The organism is Hyphomonadaceae bacterium ML37 (assembly GCA_027627685.1).
Classification (GTDB): Bacteria; Pseudomonadota; Alphaproteobacteria; order Caulobacterales; family Maricaulaceae; genus Oceanicaulis.
In genome coordinates, this window is record CP091241.1 from 1,206,668 (window position 1) to 1,222,569 (window position 15,902).

Annotated in this window: 16 protein-coding genes; 9 read left to right on the forward strand and 7 right to left on the reverse strand. The window is 64.1% G+C overall.

Features of this window, described 5'->3' with window-relative positions; translation table 11 throughout:
- Window positions 1-16: 16 nt before the first annotated feature.
- A complete protein-coding gene (locus L2D01_05905; protein ID WBQ11315.1) occupies window positions 17-1,399 on the reverse strand; it encodes a peptidoglycan-binding protein in 1,383 nt (460 codons plus the stop codon).
- Window positions 1,400-2,285: 886 nt separating this feature from the next.
- On the opposite strand from L2D01_05905, the gene L2D01_05910 reads away from it, so the two are divergent.
- From L2D01_05910 to L2D01_05920, 3 genes are all read left to right on the forward strand, one after another.
- Window positions 2,286-2,819, forward strand: a complete 534-nt coding sequence (locus L2D01_05910; GenBank protein WBQ11316.1) for a flagellin — start codon at window positions 2,286-2,288, stop codon at window positions 2,817-2,819.
- 24 nt (window positions 2,820-2,843) lie between these two features.
- Window positions 2,844-3,266, forward strand: a complete 423-nt coding sequence (locus L2D01_05915) for a hypothetical protein (protein WBQ11317.1) — start codon at window positions 2,844-2,846, stop codon at window positions 3,264-3,266.
- A gap of 118 nt (window positions 3,267-3,384) precedes the next feature.
- A complete protein-coding gene (locus L2D01_05920) occupies window positions 3,385-3,624 on the forward strand; it encodes a hypothetical protein (GenBank protein WBQ11318.1) in 240 nt (79 codons plus the stop codon).
- A 55-nt stretch (window positions 3,625-3,679) separates the two neighbouring features.
- On the opposite strand, the gene L2D01_05925 is transcribed toward L2D01_05920, so the two are convergent.
- The 6 genes from L2D01_05925 to L2D01_05950 all read right to left on the reverse strand — a co-directional run bounded on the left by L2D01_05925 (window position 3,680) and on the right by L2D01_05950 (window position 7,872).
- Window positions 3,680-4,210 carry a DUF3489 domain-containing protein gene (locus L2D01_05925; protein ID WBQ11319.1) on the reverse strand — a complete coding sequence of 177 codons (531 nt, stop codon included), beginning with the start codon at window positions 4,208-4,210 and terminating at the stop codon, window positions 3,680-3,682.
- Window positions 4,211-4,356: 146 nt separating this feature from the next.
- Window positions 4,357-4,536, reverse strand: a complete 180-nt coding sequence (locus L2D01_05930; protein WBQ11320.1) for a hypothetical protein — start codon at window positions 4,534-4,536, stop codon at window positions 4,357-4,359.
- Window positions 4,533-4,697 carry a hypothetical protein gene (locus L2D01_05935; GenBank protein ID WBQ11321.1) on the reverse strand — a complete coding sequence of 55 codons (165 nt, stop codon included), beginning with the start codon at window positions 4,695-4,697 and terminating at the stop codon, window positions 4,533-4,535. Before L2D01_05935 ends, L2D01_05930 begins: the two co-directional genes overlap by 4 nt.
- A complete protein-coding gene (locus L2D01_05940; protein WBQ11322.1) occupies window positions 4,694-4,915 on the reverse strand; it encodes a hypothetical protein in 222 nt (73 codons plus the stop codon). The genes L2D01_05935 and L2D01_05940 overlap by 4 nt, the downstream gene beginning before the upstream one ends.
- A 157-nt stretch (window positions 4,916-5,072) precedes the next feature.
- Window positions 5,073-6,932 carry an O-antigen ligase family protein gene (locus L2D01_05945; protein ID WBQ11323.1) on the reverse strand — a complete coding sequence of 620 codons (1,860 nt, stop codon included), beginning with the start codon at window positions 6,930-6,932 and terminating at the stop codon, window positions 5,073-5,075.
- Window positions 6,933-7,215: 283 nt separating this feature from the next.
- Window positions 7,216-7,872, reverse strand: coding sequence for a hypothetical protein (locus L2D01_05950; GenBank protein WBQ11324.1), 657 nt, complete (start codon window positions 7,870-7,872; stop codon window positions 7,216-7,218).
- Window positions 7,873-8,687: 815 nt separating this feature from the next.
- Between L2D01_05950 and L2D01_05955 the strand changes: the two genes are divergently transcribed.
- The 6 genes from L2D01_05955 (at window position 8,688) to L2D01_05980 (ending at window position 15,410) form a co-directional block, all read left to right on the forward strand.
- Window positions 8,688-9,071: a hypothetical protein gene (locus L2D01_05955; protein WBQ11325.1), complete on the forward strand. Its 384-nt coding sequence runs from the start codon at window positions 8,688-8,690 to the stop codon at window positions 9,069-9,071.
- Window positions 9,068-9,382 (forward strand): hypothetical protein, encoded by a 315-nt coding sequence (locus L2D01_05960; protein WBQ11326.1) that lies wholly within the window; start codon window positions 9,068-9,070, stop codon window positions 9,380-9,382. Before L2D01_05955 ends, L2D01_05960 begins: the two co-directional genes overlap by 4 nt.
- 257 nt (window positions 9,383-9,639) lie before the next feature.
- A complete protein-coding gene (locus L2D01_05965; GenBank protein ID WBQ11327.1) occupies window positions 9,640-11,871 on the forward strand; it encodes a TonB-dependent receptor in 2,232 nt (743 codons plus the stop codon).
- Window positions 11,872-11,885: 14 nt separating this feature from the next.
- Complete coding sequence (locus L2D01_05970) at window positions 11,886-13,925, forward strand: alkaline phosphatase D family protein (protein WBQ11328.1); 2,040 nt, start codon at window positions 11,886-11,888, stop codon at window positions 13,923-13,925.
- A gap of 541 nt (window positions 13,926-14,466) precedes the next feature.
- A complete protein-coding gene (locus L2D01_05975; GenBank protein ID WBQ11329.1) occupies window positions 14,467-15,141 on the forward strand; it encodes a hypothetical protein in 675 nt (224 codons plus the stop codon).
- Window positions 15,142-15,236: 95 nt separating this feature from the next.
- A complete protein-coding gene (locus L2D01_05980; GenBank protein ID WBQ11330.1) occupies window positions 15,237-15,410 on the forward strand; it encodes a hypothetical protein in 174 nt (57 codons plus the stop codon).
- Window positions 15,411-15,902: the final 492 nt, after the last annotated feature.

Genomic DNA, 15,902 nt, shown 5'->3' on the forward strand with positions numbered 1-15,902 from the left:
ATGAATGGTGAGGCCGTTATGGCGTCTCGCCTCGAAGCACCTCGGCTGAAAGGCAAGGCAGGCTGATTTGCTCGAGATAGGCTCGATCTATGTGGTCCTGCTCCCAGGTCTGGAACAGCACATCGCCCCGGGCTTCCGCCGACCGCGCCAGCTCACCGCTGATATGCCGCCAGCGTTGCGCTGAACTCCCGGAGGCCTGATACGCTCGCGCGGCGCGCCACTCGCGGGCGACGGGGTGGCCCAGGCGCGCCGCCGCGGCGAGGTGCGCGTCAGCGAGATCGGTGTTTTCGATGATGCCGCAAAGCCGGTAGCTGCCCAGCACGGCGCCGGTGCCGTAGATGATCGCCAGATTGAAATAGGCATCGCCATCCCCGCGCCGGGCGGCAAGATCGAGCCACTCAAGGGCCAGATCGGTATTCTGCTCCACGCCCAGACCGACTGCATACATGATGCCCAGCGTGTTCTGGATGTGGGAATCGCGCGCTGTTTGCGCTGCATGGCACATCAAGAGCACGGTCTGCCGGGGCGACAGGACGCCGGTCTCGTCATATCCGAGTTCCCGCTGAAAGCTTCTGACGGCCCGGGTTGTCACCGGGCCATACCGGCCATCGATCTCCTCGCCATAATGGCCAAGGGCGCTCAGGGCGCGCTGCCGGATGGACAGGCGGATGGTGTCGCCCGCGGAGCCGGGCCGGATGCGCGACAGTCTTTCCAAACTTGATGCCGAGCTGATGCACTGGACCGTATGGGCCTGTAGCCGCTGTTGCGCCACAAGGGCGGCCTGGGCGCCGAACAGGCGGCCCCAGTCAGACGCGATGCGCCAGCTTTCAATCGCCCTTTCCAAGGCTGTGTCGGTCGGCTGCAACCCGATCGTGGCCTGTCCGCCGCGATATCCCCCGGGACACGCCCGGTCAGCCCCGGTCCCGTCTCCCGTGAACGCACCGTCCGTCAGGCACTGGACATCCTGGCGGGCAAGCTCGGCATCGCCTTTGAGCAGCCAGTGGCGCGCACAATCGGCATAAACGCGTCCGACAATCTCTCGCGACAGGCAGATGGATCCGGACACGGAGTCCGCAGGGCTGCGCGCCATCAGCCCGGATGCAGCCAGACCGCCACCCTGTATGCAGATAGAATCCCCGTGTTGCTGCGCCGCCCAGGGAAGCTGGGGACAGGATGTCGGGCAGGGCGGGGTGCGCACCACCGTTTCGTAATGCCTGAAAACCCGGTCCTCACCGGCCACAGACAGGGTCCGGGTGATCTCATCCAGCGCCACGGGCCGGTTCGGGTCGCCATCATTCTGCACCCATCGGCGCAATGCCGCCACATCCGTCGGGCTCAGGCGCTGGCGGCCGTCCGGGGACAGGAGCTCGCTATATCCCCGGTAACATGCGTAAGACACAGACTCTGTCCCGCACGGCTGCGGTGATCGCGGCTCCATGGCCGCGGCCGTTACCATGCAGGCTTGGTCAAGGATTTGGCCAATATCCATATCGGTAGGGCCTGGCCGGCATGCGCTCAAGACATATGAAGCCAGCATAATGGCGGCGATACCGCTCCAGCCGACACGCCACTCGGCCACGTGCATTCCTGACGAAGACTTCATACGCGCACCCAGCCGGCCTTGGTAACGCAAACTCATCAGAGTCAGCGCCCGGACCGGATAAACAACCACCACCCCTCGTGGCATTGTTAATTAATTCTAAACGGCCTGATTAATCAATTCCGGCTCGCTTAAGTTATTATTGTAAGCACAACCTATTGGGCCAGCCGGGCTTGGAGTGCTGCCTTTAGGCCGCTTCAGGGTTTTGGCGATCGATCCGTCCTTGGCAAGCTTCAGCGATTGTCATGGTCGGGCGGCGCTGCGTGAGCCGCGCCGCCGGGACGCGGCCGTGCGTCATCAAACAGGCAGGCCCCCGCGACGGGCGCTTCGATCCGTGCGCGGCGCGAAGCCTGTGTGGTCAACGGAATCTTAGGCCAATCAGGTTATGGCTGCAGGGTTGAGTTGCGCCCGGGCGCAACAGGATCGGCCTCCAGAAGGGAGCGGCCATGAGACCTATGACGGCATGCCCCGCCCCTGTGGCTCAAAGCCTTGACGGGCCTGGCTGCGCACTGCCCCTGTCCGGAGGACCGGCTCATCCGGCCTGCGCCGTCACGGCTGGCTCCATCACACTCTTCGATGTCAGGGTTAACAGCCGGTTAGCGGCGTGCGGCGGGCATGGCCTGCTGGCGATGGCCAATACGCACGATCCGGCCCGCCTGCGGCCCGTCTGCGGGGTGGGTTGACCGTGCTCACGATCAACACCCAACCGGGCGCTATGATCGCCCTGCAAAATCTCAATCACACCCATCGTGACCTGATGCAGGGACAAGACCGCATCGCCACGGGCCTCAAGGTCGCCTCAGCCAGGGATAATGGCGGCGTCTACGCCATCGCACAGGGCATGCGCTCCGAGCTTGGCGGCCTGCGCGCCGTGCAGCAGTCCCTGGATCGGGCGGTGACGGCCGTCGACATTGCGATCGCGGGCGGCGAGGCGATCCAGGACCTGCTGATCGAGATGAAGGGCATTGCCCTGGCGGCCACCGACACCTCGCTTGATCTGGCCGCCATCACCAGCCTGAACGAGGACTTCAAGGCGCTTCGCGATCAGATCAACACGGTGGTCAGCTCGGCCGAGTTCAACGGGGTCAATATCCTTGACTGGCCCCCGCCTCCGCCCCTGCCTCCAGGCTTCCCCTCCCCGCCGCCGGGCTCCCCAAACGGCCTGCCGCCAGCGGGCTCGGTCGCCTTCACGGCCATGACCGGCGCCGGGGAGGGCTAGGTAATCGAGATCCGCCATGAAAACATGCGCTTCTCCTTGAATAATACTCACGATAACGGCCTGATAAAGCTCAACTCAACATGGGATTTTATTTACTTCTCAGTGGGGCCGATGCTTTTGGTCGGCGGAAGCGGAACCAATACCCAAAGGGCGGCGCTTATCGCTGACCGGCTCGATCAATCGATCATCGAAGTGGGCAAGGGCTTGTCTCGTCTCGGGACCGTGTCCAAGCGGCTGGAAATCCAGAACACATTCGCCGGCAAGCTGTCGGATGCTATGGAAACGGGCATCGGCAACCTGGACGCCGCGGACATGGCCAGGGAGTCGGCCAGGGTCCAGGCGCTGCAGGTCAAGCAGCAGCTGGGGCTCCAGGCGCTCTCCATCGCCAATGCGGCGCCCGGTGCCATACTCGGCCTGTTCGACCCGCCGCGCAGCGCGCGGGCATGATCGTGCCGCGGCGCGTCGCGCGGAAGCGATCAGGCCGCGAGGCGCTTCATGAAGGTCAGACATTCACCGCTGTGAAGGCTGAGCGGCTGATTGACACAGCACCCGAGGCTGATGCGGCATGAAACAGTCGCGCGCGATGTCCATGATCGAGGCGCTGGCCAATGTCGCCGTTGGCTATGGCGTGGCCGTGCTCACTCAGATCGCGGTGTTCCCACTGTTCGCGCTCTCGGTCACGCTGACCGAGAACCTGATCATGGGCGGGCTGTTCACCATCGTCAGCCTATTGATTGAGGCCCGAGACGGAGCGGCGGCGGGAAGTCGCCCCTGCCCATCAGGACATAGATGGTGCTTCTGCTGACACCTGTGCGATTGAGGACTTCACGCATGCGAAGGATATGTGTGGCCATGGCCTGTTACTCCGCGCAGATGGCGTAAATCCGCCCGCGTCCCTCGACCTTGTGCGACGTGATCGTCAGGCCGAGCTTCTTCTTGAGCGCGCCGGACATGGCTCCGCGCACAGTGTGCGATTGCCATCCGGTCGCTGAGGCGATCTCCTCGATGGTTGAGCCCTCCGGCGCGCGCAGCATGGCGATGAGCAGAGCTTGTTTGCTGCCGTGCCGTGACTTTGTGGTCTCTACTGAGCCAGTATCAGCACCGTCAGGTACAGGCACTTGTTCGCTGTCCTCGACAATTCCCAGTGCGCGGAAAGCAAGCGGCGTCGCCCGCAGGGTGATCGGACCATGCGTCTCGTCGTGCCGCCATACCGTATCGAGATCAACCGCGGGAATCTCTTCGATCAAGCGCTGTTTGAGCAGGCTTTTGCAGACGTTGCCAACCGCGCCGCCTTTGATCTTGGCGGTAATTGGAAAGACGAATCCGTCGACCCGGGCGCACGCGGCGCTGAGAATGACGGTTTGGGCTTCGGAAAGTTGGATTTGAGCCATCGACTGACCTCCTGAACGAGGAGGCGCGACCATCACGCCTCTTCTACGACCCCAAGCCCGCCATGGCGGGCGAGAGGCGTGAGACGTGAGCGTTCAGGCGTGCGCCATCAGGACCAGCATGACGCACCCCGGCGATCTGGCGCGCATCACGCAGGCCCCACGGTGTAGCTGTGTGCCCCGTCAGCGCGCTTCAGGCGGTTGGCTTGGTGCATGGCTTCCAGCGGCGTCAGATGCCCGCTGATCAGTTGCTCGCTGTGAGGGGTGGCGCCGCGTGTCAGGCGGTCGCAGCGATAGACCGCCCAAGGCATGTTCGTTTGCGCGCTCATGACGCGCCCCCGTGTGCGGCGGCGATGGCTAGCGCCATGTCGAGGCTTGGCGCGGTCATGGGATCGCCGCTGAGCGTGCAGCCATAGACCCAGAAGGTCTCACCCCATGGCTCAAGGCTGCGCCAGATCTCGATGCGGTCATGGGCGAACACCCGGCTCATGGGGCGCACTCGCCTTCGCTGAACGCCGCGTCGGTGACGCGCGTCAGGAGCTCGGCGTAGTGCGCGAGGGTTCCCACATGGCCCCAGTTGATCTGGTCGGGGCTGGCGTTGAAGTGCTCGTCGCTCAGGCTCGCGAGCCGGGCGAGCATGGCGTCGATCTCGGCCTTTCTGGCGATGAAGGCGTCGATGGCTCTGGGCGTGTCAGGGGTCTGGGTCATGGCGGTCTCCCGTGTGTGCTGGTGACCCCATACAGGCTCTGTCCGCGTCACTTATCAACTCAATAAGCACCTGTTCTGGAACAATAATCGGAGCGCGCCATGCAGGGGATGAGCGAGCGCCAGTACGCCGCCCATGCGGGGCTTTCGCGCGGAGCGTTCAGCCGCTCTCGCTCTCACCGATCTGCTCATACCAAGCGCGGCGCTGGCGTGCGGGTAGCAGACGCGCCTCGCGCCGGGCGGCCGCGCGGACGTCCTCGGGCAGCCCAGCCCAGTCTACAGCTGCAAAGGCCAGGCGCCAGTCACGCAAGTTCTCAGAGCGCACCCGCCGCTCGTTGAGGGTTACGCGCGCATAGGGTAGCCGGAGATAGGACACCCGCAGCGCTTCAACAGCCTCAGGCGTCCAGCCCTGTCCGGAGAGATACTCCGCGTAAGCAAGCTTCATCCACAAGGTGCCGCTGCGCGGTTCTCTGACGATCGCCCCTTGCAAGGCTTCACGCGCCAATTCCAGGTCAGGCGCCTCCATCCGGAAAGCGCGATCGCCATAGGCCTCCAGATGCCAGACTGAGGCGTACATCGGCAGGCTGAATGAGTCCTGCCCGATGAACTCATCAAAACGCGCCTCGTCCAGAGCGCGCACCCATTCTGCCTGTCGGCGGTCTTCGGCTGCGAACAGGCTGAGGCCTGCGGCCAGGCCAAGGCTATAGACCGCGGCGATCTTGGCCAGCGTCTGCGCACGCCCGGTCAGGCGTTGCGGCCTTGAGCCGCCCGATGCGATCCCGGCGCCCATTCCCAGCACCCAGGCGAACAACCACATGAAGGCGGGGATTTCGAGGGCGTAATCGACCATTCCGTGGGCGAACACCATGGCGGCGATGACGAGCACCGCCTTGAGATAGAGGGTTTGTTGCTGGCGCCGCCAGAGGCCTGTGACCACCACGCGCAGTAGTCCTGCGAGCACCAGCGCTGCGATGAGCGTTCCGGCCAGACCGGCCTGAAGGAGCCATTGCTGCACGATATTGTGCGCTGCGCCCTGGTGCATGATCATATTGGCGTTGCGCGCATCGGCTATGAGGGCGTTGACGTACTCAAATCCCCCCGGCCCGTGTCCAAGCCAGGGCGCCAGCTCAAGAGCGCGCCAATAGGCCGCCATCAGGATCGCCCGGTCGGTGTTTTCATCAAACACTGTGGCCTCAAGCCGCTCCGCATAGAGCGCTCCCGACACCATGAACGCTCCGGCCAGGAGCGTGATCAGAACGATGGGTCCTGCCCAGCCGGTCAGGCCGCGCGTCTCGCCGCTGCGCCACCGCGACAGGGCGTGCCAGACGATCAGGCCGGCGATGGCGAGCGCGCATGCTGTGGCGCCCGCGCGAGAGGCGGTCAGGAACACGCAGCTCAGCGAGACGAGGGCGGTCACAAGACCCAGAGCGCTGGCCTGCAGGCGCGCCTCCATCAACTTGATGGGGCTTGCGCCGGGCCTGGCGATGCGCGTCGCACGCAGGATGTCCGCGGTGGCCATGACCGCCATGACGGCGTAGAACGTCGCTGCCGTGTTGGCTGACAGGAACGGCGCGCTGAGCCTGTTGCCTGCGCCGTAGGGGTGCTCGGACCAGAGCAGGCGGCTGGGATCGGTCAGGAAGCCGATGAACGCGACTGATGCGAACACAAGGCCCAGGACGAGCGTCGCGCGCCAGAGCCATTGCGCCATGCGTGAGGACTGGCTGGCGGCGCGCGCGCACATCCAGACCGCCACAGCGCCGGCGAGCGATGCGTACTCGTGCGCGCCTGAGCTGATCCATCCCCCTTCAAAAATCCCGATCACCAGCCATGCGCCAATGAGGATCAGCCATGCGATCGCGCCCGGGCTTGCGCCGGTTGAGCGATCAAGCGCGCACAACATGGCGGCCATGCACAGCGCTGCCGAGATCACGAGGCTGGCTGCGGGCGTGTCGGCGCCGAAGAGTAACAGGGCGCCGGCTATGAGGCCGAGGCTGGCGAAGGCGGCGATCGGCCGGTTCATGTCCCCCCCCAAGCGTTTTGATCATTGTGTTGCGGGCCAGGCCCTTGGGCGGGCGCGCAATGAGAGCCTGTGCGCCGGCCGCGATGTTGCAGCGTTCGGGTTAAAGCCTTTTTCGGGGGGGTTGTGAACCTGTTTTGCGGTTTGGAGCGCGTTTGGTTTTGCTTCGGTGATGGCGAACGGCGCGGACCCCTTTAGGGGGTTGGTATGGACTCTACACCATCATGCGCTCTCAGGCGGAGCAATCGTATGCTTGGGTAAAGCGACGCCACAGGCGCTCAAGTGATCACGAGGACGCTGGCGCGAAGCTGAGGCTTTTCGGCGCCCGGACGTCGTTCTCGTCATGTTTGTCAACGGCGGTAAAGCCAGCCGGTCTGATCGGTTCGGGATCGTCGCTCTCCACGATTGGCTCAATATCCTCAATCCGCTTGATCGTTTCCCTGTACGCCTTGTATTGGCCAAGCGCCTCCAGGCAATTGATGAGATGCTGCTTGGTTCGCAGGTAAGAGTCGCGATATCCGTCGCCGATATTGGAGCGGTCCGCCCAGAAGGAACCAAGCGCCTTGACCTTCATCGCGTAGGTGTTGATCACGGCGCAGATCGGCGCAGAGAGGCCTTGCCCGCGCGCGACCCCGGACTGTTCCATGATGCGCGCGCGATACTGGCCGAATATCTCCTTGACAATTGGCTCGGGGACTTCGTTTCCTCCGTTCAGGCGGCGGCCGGGTCTGGTGAAGTATAGCCGCGCGAGATCGCTCTGGACCTGAACCAGCGCGATGGCGATCTCTCGCTTCGCGTCGGCTCTGGCGCGTCCAGCCCTGACCATCCACGCCAGTACGCCGCCAACACCGGGCCCCACCGCCGGCGCGGCTGGCGCGGCGAGGGACCAGACCCTCGATGCCGCGTCGACGGCCATTGGCGCGAAGCTTTCCACAAATCCCATGATGACCCCTCCACTCTTCCAGACCCCGTGGTGTATCTGACCGCAGGCGGGCATCCTGATCAAGGCTTCTGCAGCGCGATCTGTTCAGTCTCGATGGCAGCTCCATGCCGGTGAGCTGCCGGCGCATTCCTGGGCGTGAAGGTTTTGAGGATGCGTCCTTAAGGCCTCCCGAGGCGATCGACGGTTTGACAGGGCGCGGTTCGTGGCCGGGCCTGAAGCCCGTTTTCGCAGGAGATGTGACGGCTTGGGCCTCAAGCGGGTTCAGTGCGTCGCCGCCCGGCCTGGCCAAGTCGGCTGTGTTGCGCGTCACGGATGTGAGACCCTGCGCTCAGGCTGTCGTGGTCGCCGGCGCCTCGATCGCGGGCGCAGGAGGGGCCGCGTTCATCAACCCCCGCTCCTGCCCGATGGCGGTGTCGAAGGGGAGCGCCCGCTCTGCGAGGCGGGCAATCACATCGCCGAGCCAGGCTTTGGGTGCGTCGGCTTTTGCGCGGCCGCGGCGGCGTGCAGGCTCCACGCCCTTCGCCGTCTCCTCGATCGCAGGGGCGCTTGGCCTAAGGTCGGGGGCTTGCTTCGCTTGATGCCGCGATAATGGGCAGCCCGCCACGGTCTGTTTCAGCATCCTGCAGCTGGCGTTATCGCGCGTCGGGGGAAGGGGGAGGGGGGCAAACGGCAAAAGGCTGGAAAAATATTTAAAAACAATAGTGTATGCCAAATTGAGTTCGTTTTTTTAAAGATATCGATTTAGGGCGCGCAGCAATCGCTGTCGGTCTTGAGACCGCTAACACGCCAGGCCGTCTGGCGCGATTGAAGGCGCAGTGGCTACACCCCGGCAGGTCGCCGCCAACCGCGCCAACGCCAACAAGATCACAGGCCCGAAAACCGCCGGCACCAAGGCGGTCTCCGCCCGCAACGCCCGCAAGCAAGCCCGCAAGCCTGCCCTGTTCGGGCGCAATATCGTCCAGGAAGGCGAAGACCCGGCCGCGTTCGATGCGCTCGTGGGGGCGCTGCGCTGCGACATGGCGCCAGGCCGTGCTCAGGACGACGCATTCATCGACCAGCTGACTATGGCCTTCTGGCGCAATAAGCGCCTGGCAAGGGCTGAGCCGGTCCAGCCGGATGCCGAGGGGGCACGACACCCTGCGTCAACGCGGGTGTGCGCCGCGGTCGAGACCCCTCAAATCCCGAGCCAGACCATGTGATAACGCTCCATGGTAATCGCGATCTCAACATCAAGCGCACGGTGCTCTTCGGGCGCTATCAGGCCATGATCACGCTCGAGATCCGGCGAGCTTCGCAGATGCTTGATGACGCCCAGGCGCGGCGCATCAACGCCATCGAGGCGGTCGTCAGCGATGTCACTGAAGCGGCGGCGTGGGCCGTGATGTTGCTGGGAGCGACGACGCGCAGTGATCACGCCGGACAAGTGTGCACGCAAACGCCAGCGCCTCGCAGGCCGTTCATGGATCTGCGCCAGAGCGCCCGCGTGGCGCGTCTGGCACCGCGGCGATAGACGCCAGAGCCCGGCCGCGCGCCGCCCACAGCCCACAGCCCACCACCTGCCGCCTCGCGCCTGGCGCCTGGCGCGCCCATTGCCGGCCGCGCGCCGCGCATGACCTGGCTGGCGCGTTCGCATTTCGGCCTGTCACCCAAATTTGAATTTACAGTCACGCCTGGGTCACAGATCAAAAGTACGGACAACCCATCCATTATTCTGGAAAGGGGCTGTCCATGCGTTTGTCGGGTGTCTTCGGTTTGGCATTTTCGCTCATGTCCACCGTCAGCGGTGCGGCGCTGGCTCAGCAGGCGCCTGAACGTGCTGACAGTGAAGACGTGATTGTGGTCACGTCCCAGTTCCGCCCCCAACCCCTCCAGGACGTGCCGCTGCCGATCAGCGCCATCACCAGCATCCAGCTGGAAGAGACCCGCATTGAGAACCTCAACCGGCTTGCCGACCTGGTGCCTGGCCTGGAGGTCTTCGAGCAGACCATCCAGAACCCGTCCATCATCGTGCGCGGCGTGGACTCAGGCGGCTCAAGCGCCAATGTCGAAAACCGCGTGTCGGTGTTTTACGACGGTATCTCCATCGGCCGCGCCCAGGGCGCGCTGATCGAGCTTTTTGATCTTGAGCGCGTTGAGGTGCTCAAGGGACCTCAGGGCACGCTTTACGGTCGCGGCTCGACGGCCGGCGCGCTGGCCGTCGTCAGCGCACGCCCCCGCTTCGACGAGACGTCGGGCGAGCTGTGGGCGGGTCTTGAAAACTATAACGGTCACCGCTTCGGCGGCATCTTCAATGTGGGCGTCAACGATCAGCTGGCGCTGCGCGGCGCGCTGACGCGGCGTGTGCGCGATGGCTTCATCCGCAATCTGGCCACTGGCGACACGAATAATAACCGCGACATGCTGGCGGCCCGGGTCAGCGGCTCGGTGCAGATCACGCCCGACATCACGGCCACCTTGATCTTGAATGGTCAGCGCGACCGCTCAAACAGCAATGTCTTTGCCAGCATCACCATCCCTGTTCCCGGCGCCAATTTTGACCAAGAAGGCGACAACACGCCCTGGAACCCCAGCCCGCTGCAGACAGATCCCTTCGGCCCTGCATTCCAGGAGCTGGGCGACCGCGCCTTCCTCGAGCGCGACGTTGCCGGCGCCACGTTTCTCGTGGAAGCGGATCTGGGCGACTGGTCCGTTCAGTCCATTTCCGGTTACCGCTACCTGAAGTCGGATGACTTCTTCGACGTGGATGGCTCCTACCTCTTTATCGTGAACGGGCTTGAGGACACGCGCCTGCGCCAGTGGTCCACCGAAGTGCGCGCGGTCTGGGACAATGGCGGGGCCTTCTCCTTCATTGGCGGCGCCAGCGTGTTCCAGGAGCACACCGACTACACCATTTACCTTGAGTATGATCCGCTGGCGATCATCACGATTGTCACGCCCGGCACCCCCTTCACCGGCCGTCCCATCAATCCGGTCACGCTCCAGCAGAACCTCCTGCCGCTGCCCTTCCCCAGGTTCGCATCTGAGTCGGGCTACACGCGCAATGATACGCTGAGCTACTCGGCCTATCTTGATGGCACGTGGCAGATGAATGACGCCATCCGGGTGTCTGCGGGCCTGCGCTACACCTATGACGACAAGAGCCTCCTGGGTGAGCGGCCGGTCACCAATTTCGGGATTTTCTTCCCGTCTCCCGGACCGCAGCGCGCCAGCCGTTCAGAAAGCTTTGAGGCGTTTCAGCCCCGCCTGGTGGTCGACTGGCGTCTTGCGCCCGGCGTGCTGACCTATGCCAGCGTCACGACGGGCTATCGCTCGGGCGTTATCCCCGATCCCGGCACGAACCTGACGGCCCCGGTCGTGGAGCCTGAATTTGTCACCAGCTACGAGCTGGGCATGAGAACCGAAACCTTTGATCGCCGCCTGCGGCTCAATGGCTCGATCTTCCGCTACGACTGGACGGACTTCCAGTCTCAGGTTCTCGATCCCCAGACCAATCTGTTGATCGCGGCCAATGCGGGCGAGGCGTCGGCTCTCGGCGCAGAACTGGAAGGCGATCTGCGCCTGACGCAAAACGTGTCGCTGTTCGGCAATGTCAATCTCATGGACGCCACATACGACGACTTCGTCAGCGGCGGCCAGGATTTCTCCGGAAACCGGCTGGTATTCTCGCCCCGCTTCCGCGGCACGCTGGGCGCCTCTTTCAATGTGCCGGTGGGTGCTGACTGGAACCTGAGAGCCAACGGGTTCTACGTGTACCGGTCGCAGCAGTTCTTCTCCAACGACAACACGGCGCTGGAAAGCCAGGACGGCTTTGGCGTGATGAACCTCAACGTCACCCTGTCCGCGCCTCAAGACCGCTTCGAACTGTCTGTGTTTTCTCAGAACCTGTTCGACGAGCGCTATCTGGGTGATGTCGGCAATACCGGCCGCGCCTTCGGCACACCGACCTGGGTGCCGGCCCAGCCGCGCGTATACGGTTTTGAGATCCGCACCCGCTTCTAAGTCAGGACTTGATTATGGACAGACGCAGTTTCATCCAGACGGGTCTGGGCGCTTTGGGTTGGGCCATCGCTTCGGCGGCCGGTCCGCAAGCGGCCAGCGCCCGGGCGATCGAGGCCACCGGCCGCTATATGTTCCCGCACGGGGTGGCGTCCGGTGACCCGACTGCGTCGTCCGTGGTGTTGTGGACGCGCGTGCAGGCGAACGATGGCGCCACGCCCGATCGTGTCGCTCTGACGGCCGAAGTGGCGCTCGACGAAGGGTTCGAGACCGTACTCGTGCGCACTGACATCGAGGCGGTGGCCGACGCCGACCACACTGTGCGGCTCATTGTGACCGATCTGCCGTCAGACACGCGCCTGTTCTACCGCTTCATCGCGCACGGCGATGTGTCCATGCCGCTGGGCCATACGCGCACGGCACCCGGCCCAGACAGCCTGAGGCCGGTCAGGTTCGCCACCGCCTCCTGCCAGAATTACGAGCAGGGCCAGTACGGCGCCTGGCGGCGTCTGGTGGAAATGGATGAAGCCGCTCCTGAAGATCAGCGCATCGATGCGGTCATTCATCTGGGCGACTTCATATATGAAGCGGTTGGATACGGGGCCGTTCGTCGTGCCGGACCGCTGCCGAGCGGGGGCGGTGGCCAGAGCGCGGACATTCGTCATGCCGTGACGCTCGATGACTATCGCCATCTGTGGCGCACATACCTGTCGGATCCCGACATGATCGCCGCGCGCGCCCGTTTTGCGTTCATCGTGACCTGGGATGATCACGAATTCAGCAATGATTCCTGGCAGTCGAGCGAAACCTACACCGTTCCGCCGCTGCCCGCCCAGACGCGCAAGGTCGCCGCAAACCAGGCGTGGTTTGAGTATGTGCCGGCTTTGCTGACGGGGTCGGCCGACTTTGAGGGCATCGCATCGCCTGCGCGCGATTTCAGCGCTGCCGACGTGTCCAACACGGCGTTTCGCGACGCCGCGCTCGGTTCTCAGCAGCCCGAGCCCAATAATATCGCAGCCATCAAGTCGCTCATCATTCATCGCGCTTTCTCATGGGGTGCGATGGTGGACGTTGTCGTGACCGACACGCGCTCCTTCCGATCAGAGCAGGCCGTGCCGGCCGAGCTGGCTGTTGCCCTGACCACTATTGACCGCGGCTTGCAGCCGCTTGGCATTGTGCGCACCCTGGACGCAGGACGAGACGCCAATGACGGCGCGCCGCCGCTTGAGCTGACCTTTGCCGGTCAGACTTTTGAGAACCCGCGCGCCACTCATGCGCCGGGCACCATGCTGGGACATGAGCAGCGTGACTGGTTCAAGTCGGTGATGCGCGCGTCTCGCGCACGCTGGAGAGCCTGGGCCAATTCGGTGCCGCTTTCGCCCATGCGCCTTGACAGCGACAGTGTAGGCCAGTCCTCCGACCCTGCGGTTCTGACCATCGACGCCTGGGACGGCTATCCGTCAGAACGCAACGCCTTGCTGACGTTTTTCCGCGAGGAAGGCGTTGCCAATGTGGTGTCGCTCGCCGGCGATCATCACATGCATATCGGCGCGGTCGTCAGCGCCCATGATGACGCGTCCGACCCTGCCGCCATCGAATTTGCCACGGCCGGGATCAGCTCACAGCCCTTCCAGGTCACCCTTGAGCGCAATGTTCCCAGAGATAACCCCGCGCGCAGCCTGTTTGCGTTTGATGATCGCGTGATCGAGACACCGGCCGATCAGGCCGACGCGGCCAACATGACGTTCAGAGCCGGGATATCGGCCACAGTCATCACATCGATGACCGGGCAGGAGGCCGCGGGCCTGGCTCAACGCAATCCGGCCCAGAACCCGCATCTGCGTCTGCTTGACAGCGCCGCCAATGGTTTTTGTGTCGTGACGTTCATGCAAGATCGCGTGGACGCGGCATTCCACTCGGTTGACGCAGCCTCGGGCCAGGATATCCGCGTGGCTCACCTGTCTGCTCCCGCCTGGGGGACTGGCGAGGCGGCGGGCATGGATGAGGCGCGTATCGAAGGCTCCGCGCTCTTTCCCGCAGGGCTCTACAGACAGTAACTGCCGCACAGGCCGTCGCCCTGATTTAGCGCCTCACCCGTGCGATCGGGGCGATGCTGGGACTGACAGCGGCTCGCGGCCGGGAGGCGAGAGCGAGCGGCTTGTCGCGAACGACGAGAGCTGTGGTTCACGCCGCGCGCGGTGCGCGCTTGTATCCTCACCATCAGTGTCCGATGTTCAGGCAGTAGCTCAATGAGCCATGGCGCCAGGTGACTGACCACGCTTTTGCACGAGCGCGATAGCGTGGTTCGTGCAAAAGCTTGCAGCCAATCTCGCAGCAGATCTGACTGCTCAGGCCTCAAACGGGTTCAGCAGATCGGCGCCTAGCCCAGCCACGTCCGCCGCGTTACGGGTCACGCGTGATAACGCGTGCTGACGTGCGTGGCTGGGGGGAGGGGGGCTAGAAACAATACCGAGGAACAACCCCATACGCTGTAGGCCGAGGGCGCGCCGATGGGTGTTGCGCAGTTGCAAATATGTGCTATAAATGCAACATCTTGCATCGTGAGCGCTGACGTCTGAGCGAACAGGAGCCCCAATCGTGGCCTGTAATATTTCCACCGACAGGCCAGACCCCGTCATCGCCAAGGCCAATGACAAAGGCGTTGTTCAAGTTACTGTCAATGAAGCTGCCAAAGCCCAGAATGAGGCCGGCACGCGCCAGGAGTTCCAGGCGCTGGGATCGGATCTGGGCGCCGTCCAGACCCGGGTCATAAACGATGTGATTGCCACACTCTGGATGCCCAAGGACCTGAGCCCCGAGGATCGTGCGGCAAGGGCAAACGCAGCTTTGCTGATTTTCGCGCGACTGGCGCCGCGCGACGAGGCCGAGGCCATGCTCGCCATCCAGATGATCGCAGCACACAATGCTGCGACTGAGTGCTATCGGCGATCCATGATCCCCAATCAGACGTTTGAAGGTCGCGACCAGGCCCTCAAGCACGCCGCGAAAATGTCTGCGCTCTATGACAAGCTGCTCGCGTCCTACGACAAGCGCCGCGGCAAGCGTGACCAGACCGTCGTGGTCAAGCACGTCACCGTCAAGGATGGCGGCCAGGCCATATTGGGCGACGTGCATACTCATGCGCCGTCAGATCATCCGGGCCGCAAGGCGCTAGAACGAGGTGATGACAAGACCCTGGATGGTGACGCGTTCAAGGACGAAGCCGAACGCGAAAAGCCAGCGCGCTTGCGCCAGGCACGCCAAGACCCCTGATGGGAAGCGATCACCCGCGCAATACCGGCCCCATGCACTCTGCTCAGCGCTGCTGCGCGCGCACGCGCAACGGTGCCCCCTGCCAGGCTCCGGCCGTGACAGGCAAAAAGCGCTGCCGCATGCATGGCGGAGCGGCGGGCTCGGGCGCGCCCAAAGGCAATACCAACGCCCTCAAGCACGGCTATTACTCCAGAGCCGCGCGAGAGATGCGCCGAGAGATCAATGCCATTGTGCGCAAGGGCCGCGCCACCCTGAAACAGCTCACATAGCGCCAGCCGTGACTGTGATGTCTGGCAGCGGCGCGCGCATCACGCCCCGCTGCGCCATCCTTCGATGAGTGGGGATATGGGTTCTGCGCCGCTCACCGCGGCCAGTCGAGCGAGCCGGCGCCGCCCGACAAGGCGGTGCGCAGAGCACATCGCAGGGTCCGATAAACACCGCCGCACCCTCGCTGCGTCATGACTGCGTCACGACTGCGCTCACGGCTGCGCTCACGGCTGCGCTCACGGCTTCGCTCACGGCGGCGCTCACGGCCGCCCTCACGGCGGCGCTCAAGATTGTGCTCCTGCCCGCCAGGCCAGCCTCACGTCGGCGCCATGTGTCGAGCGTGGTGAGAGCTGACTGCGTCAGGCCGCACGCTCTGACCGCATGATCGTGAGCGCAGTCTCTCCGAAAACCGGCGACCAGCCCTGATGAATGCGCTCCATCTTCACCTGACGGGGTGGATTGTCCGCGCAGGCTCGACGGCGAGCCGATCGGCG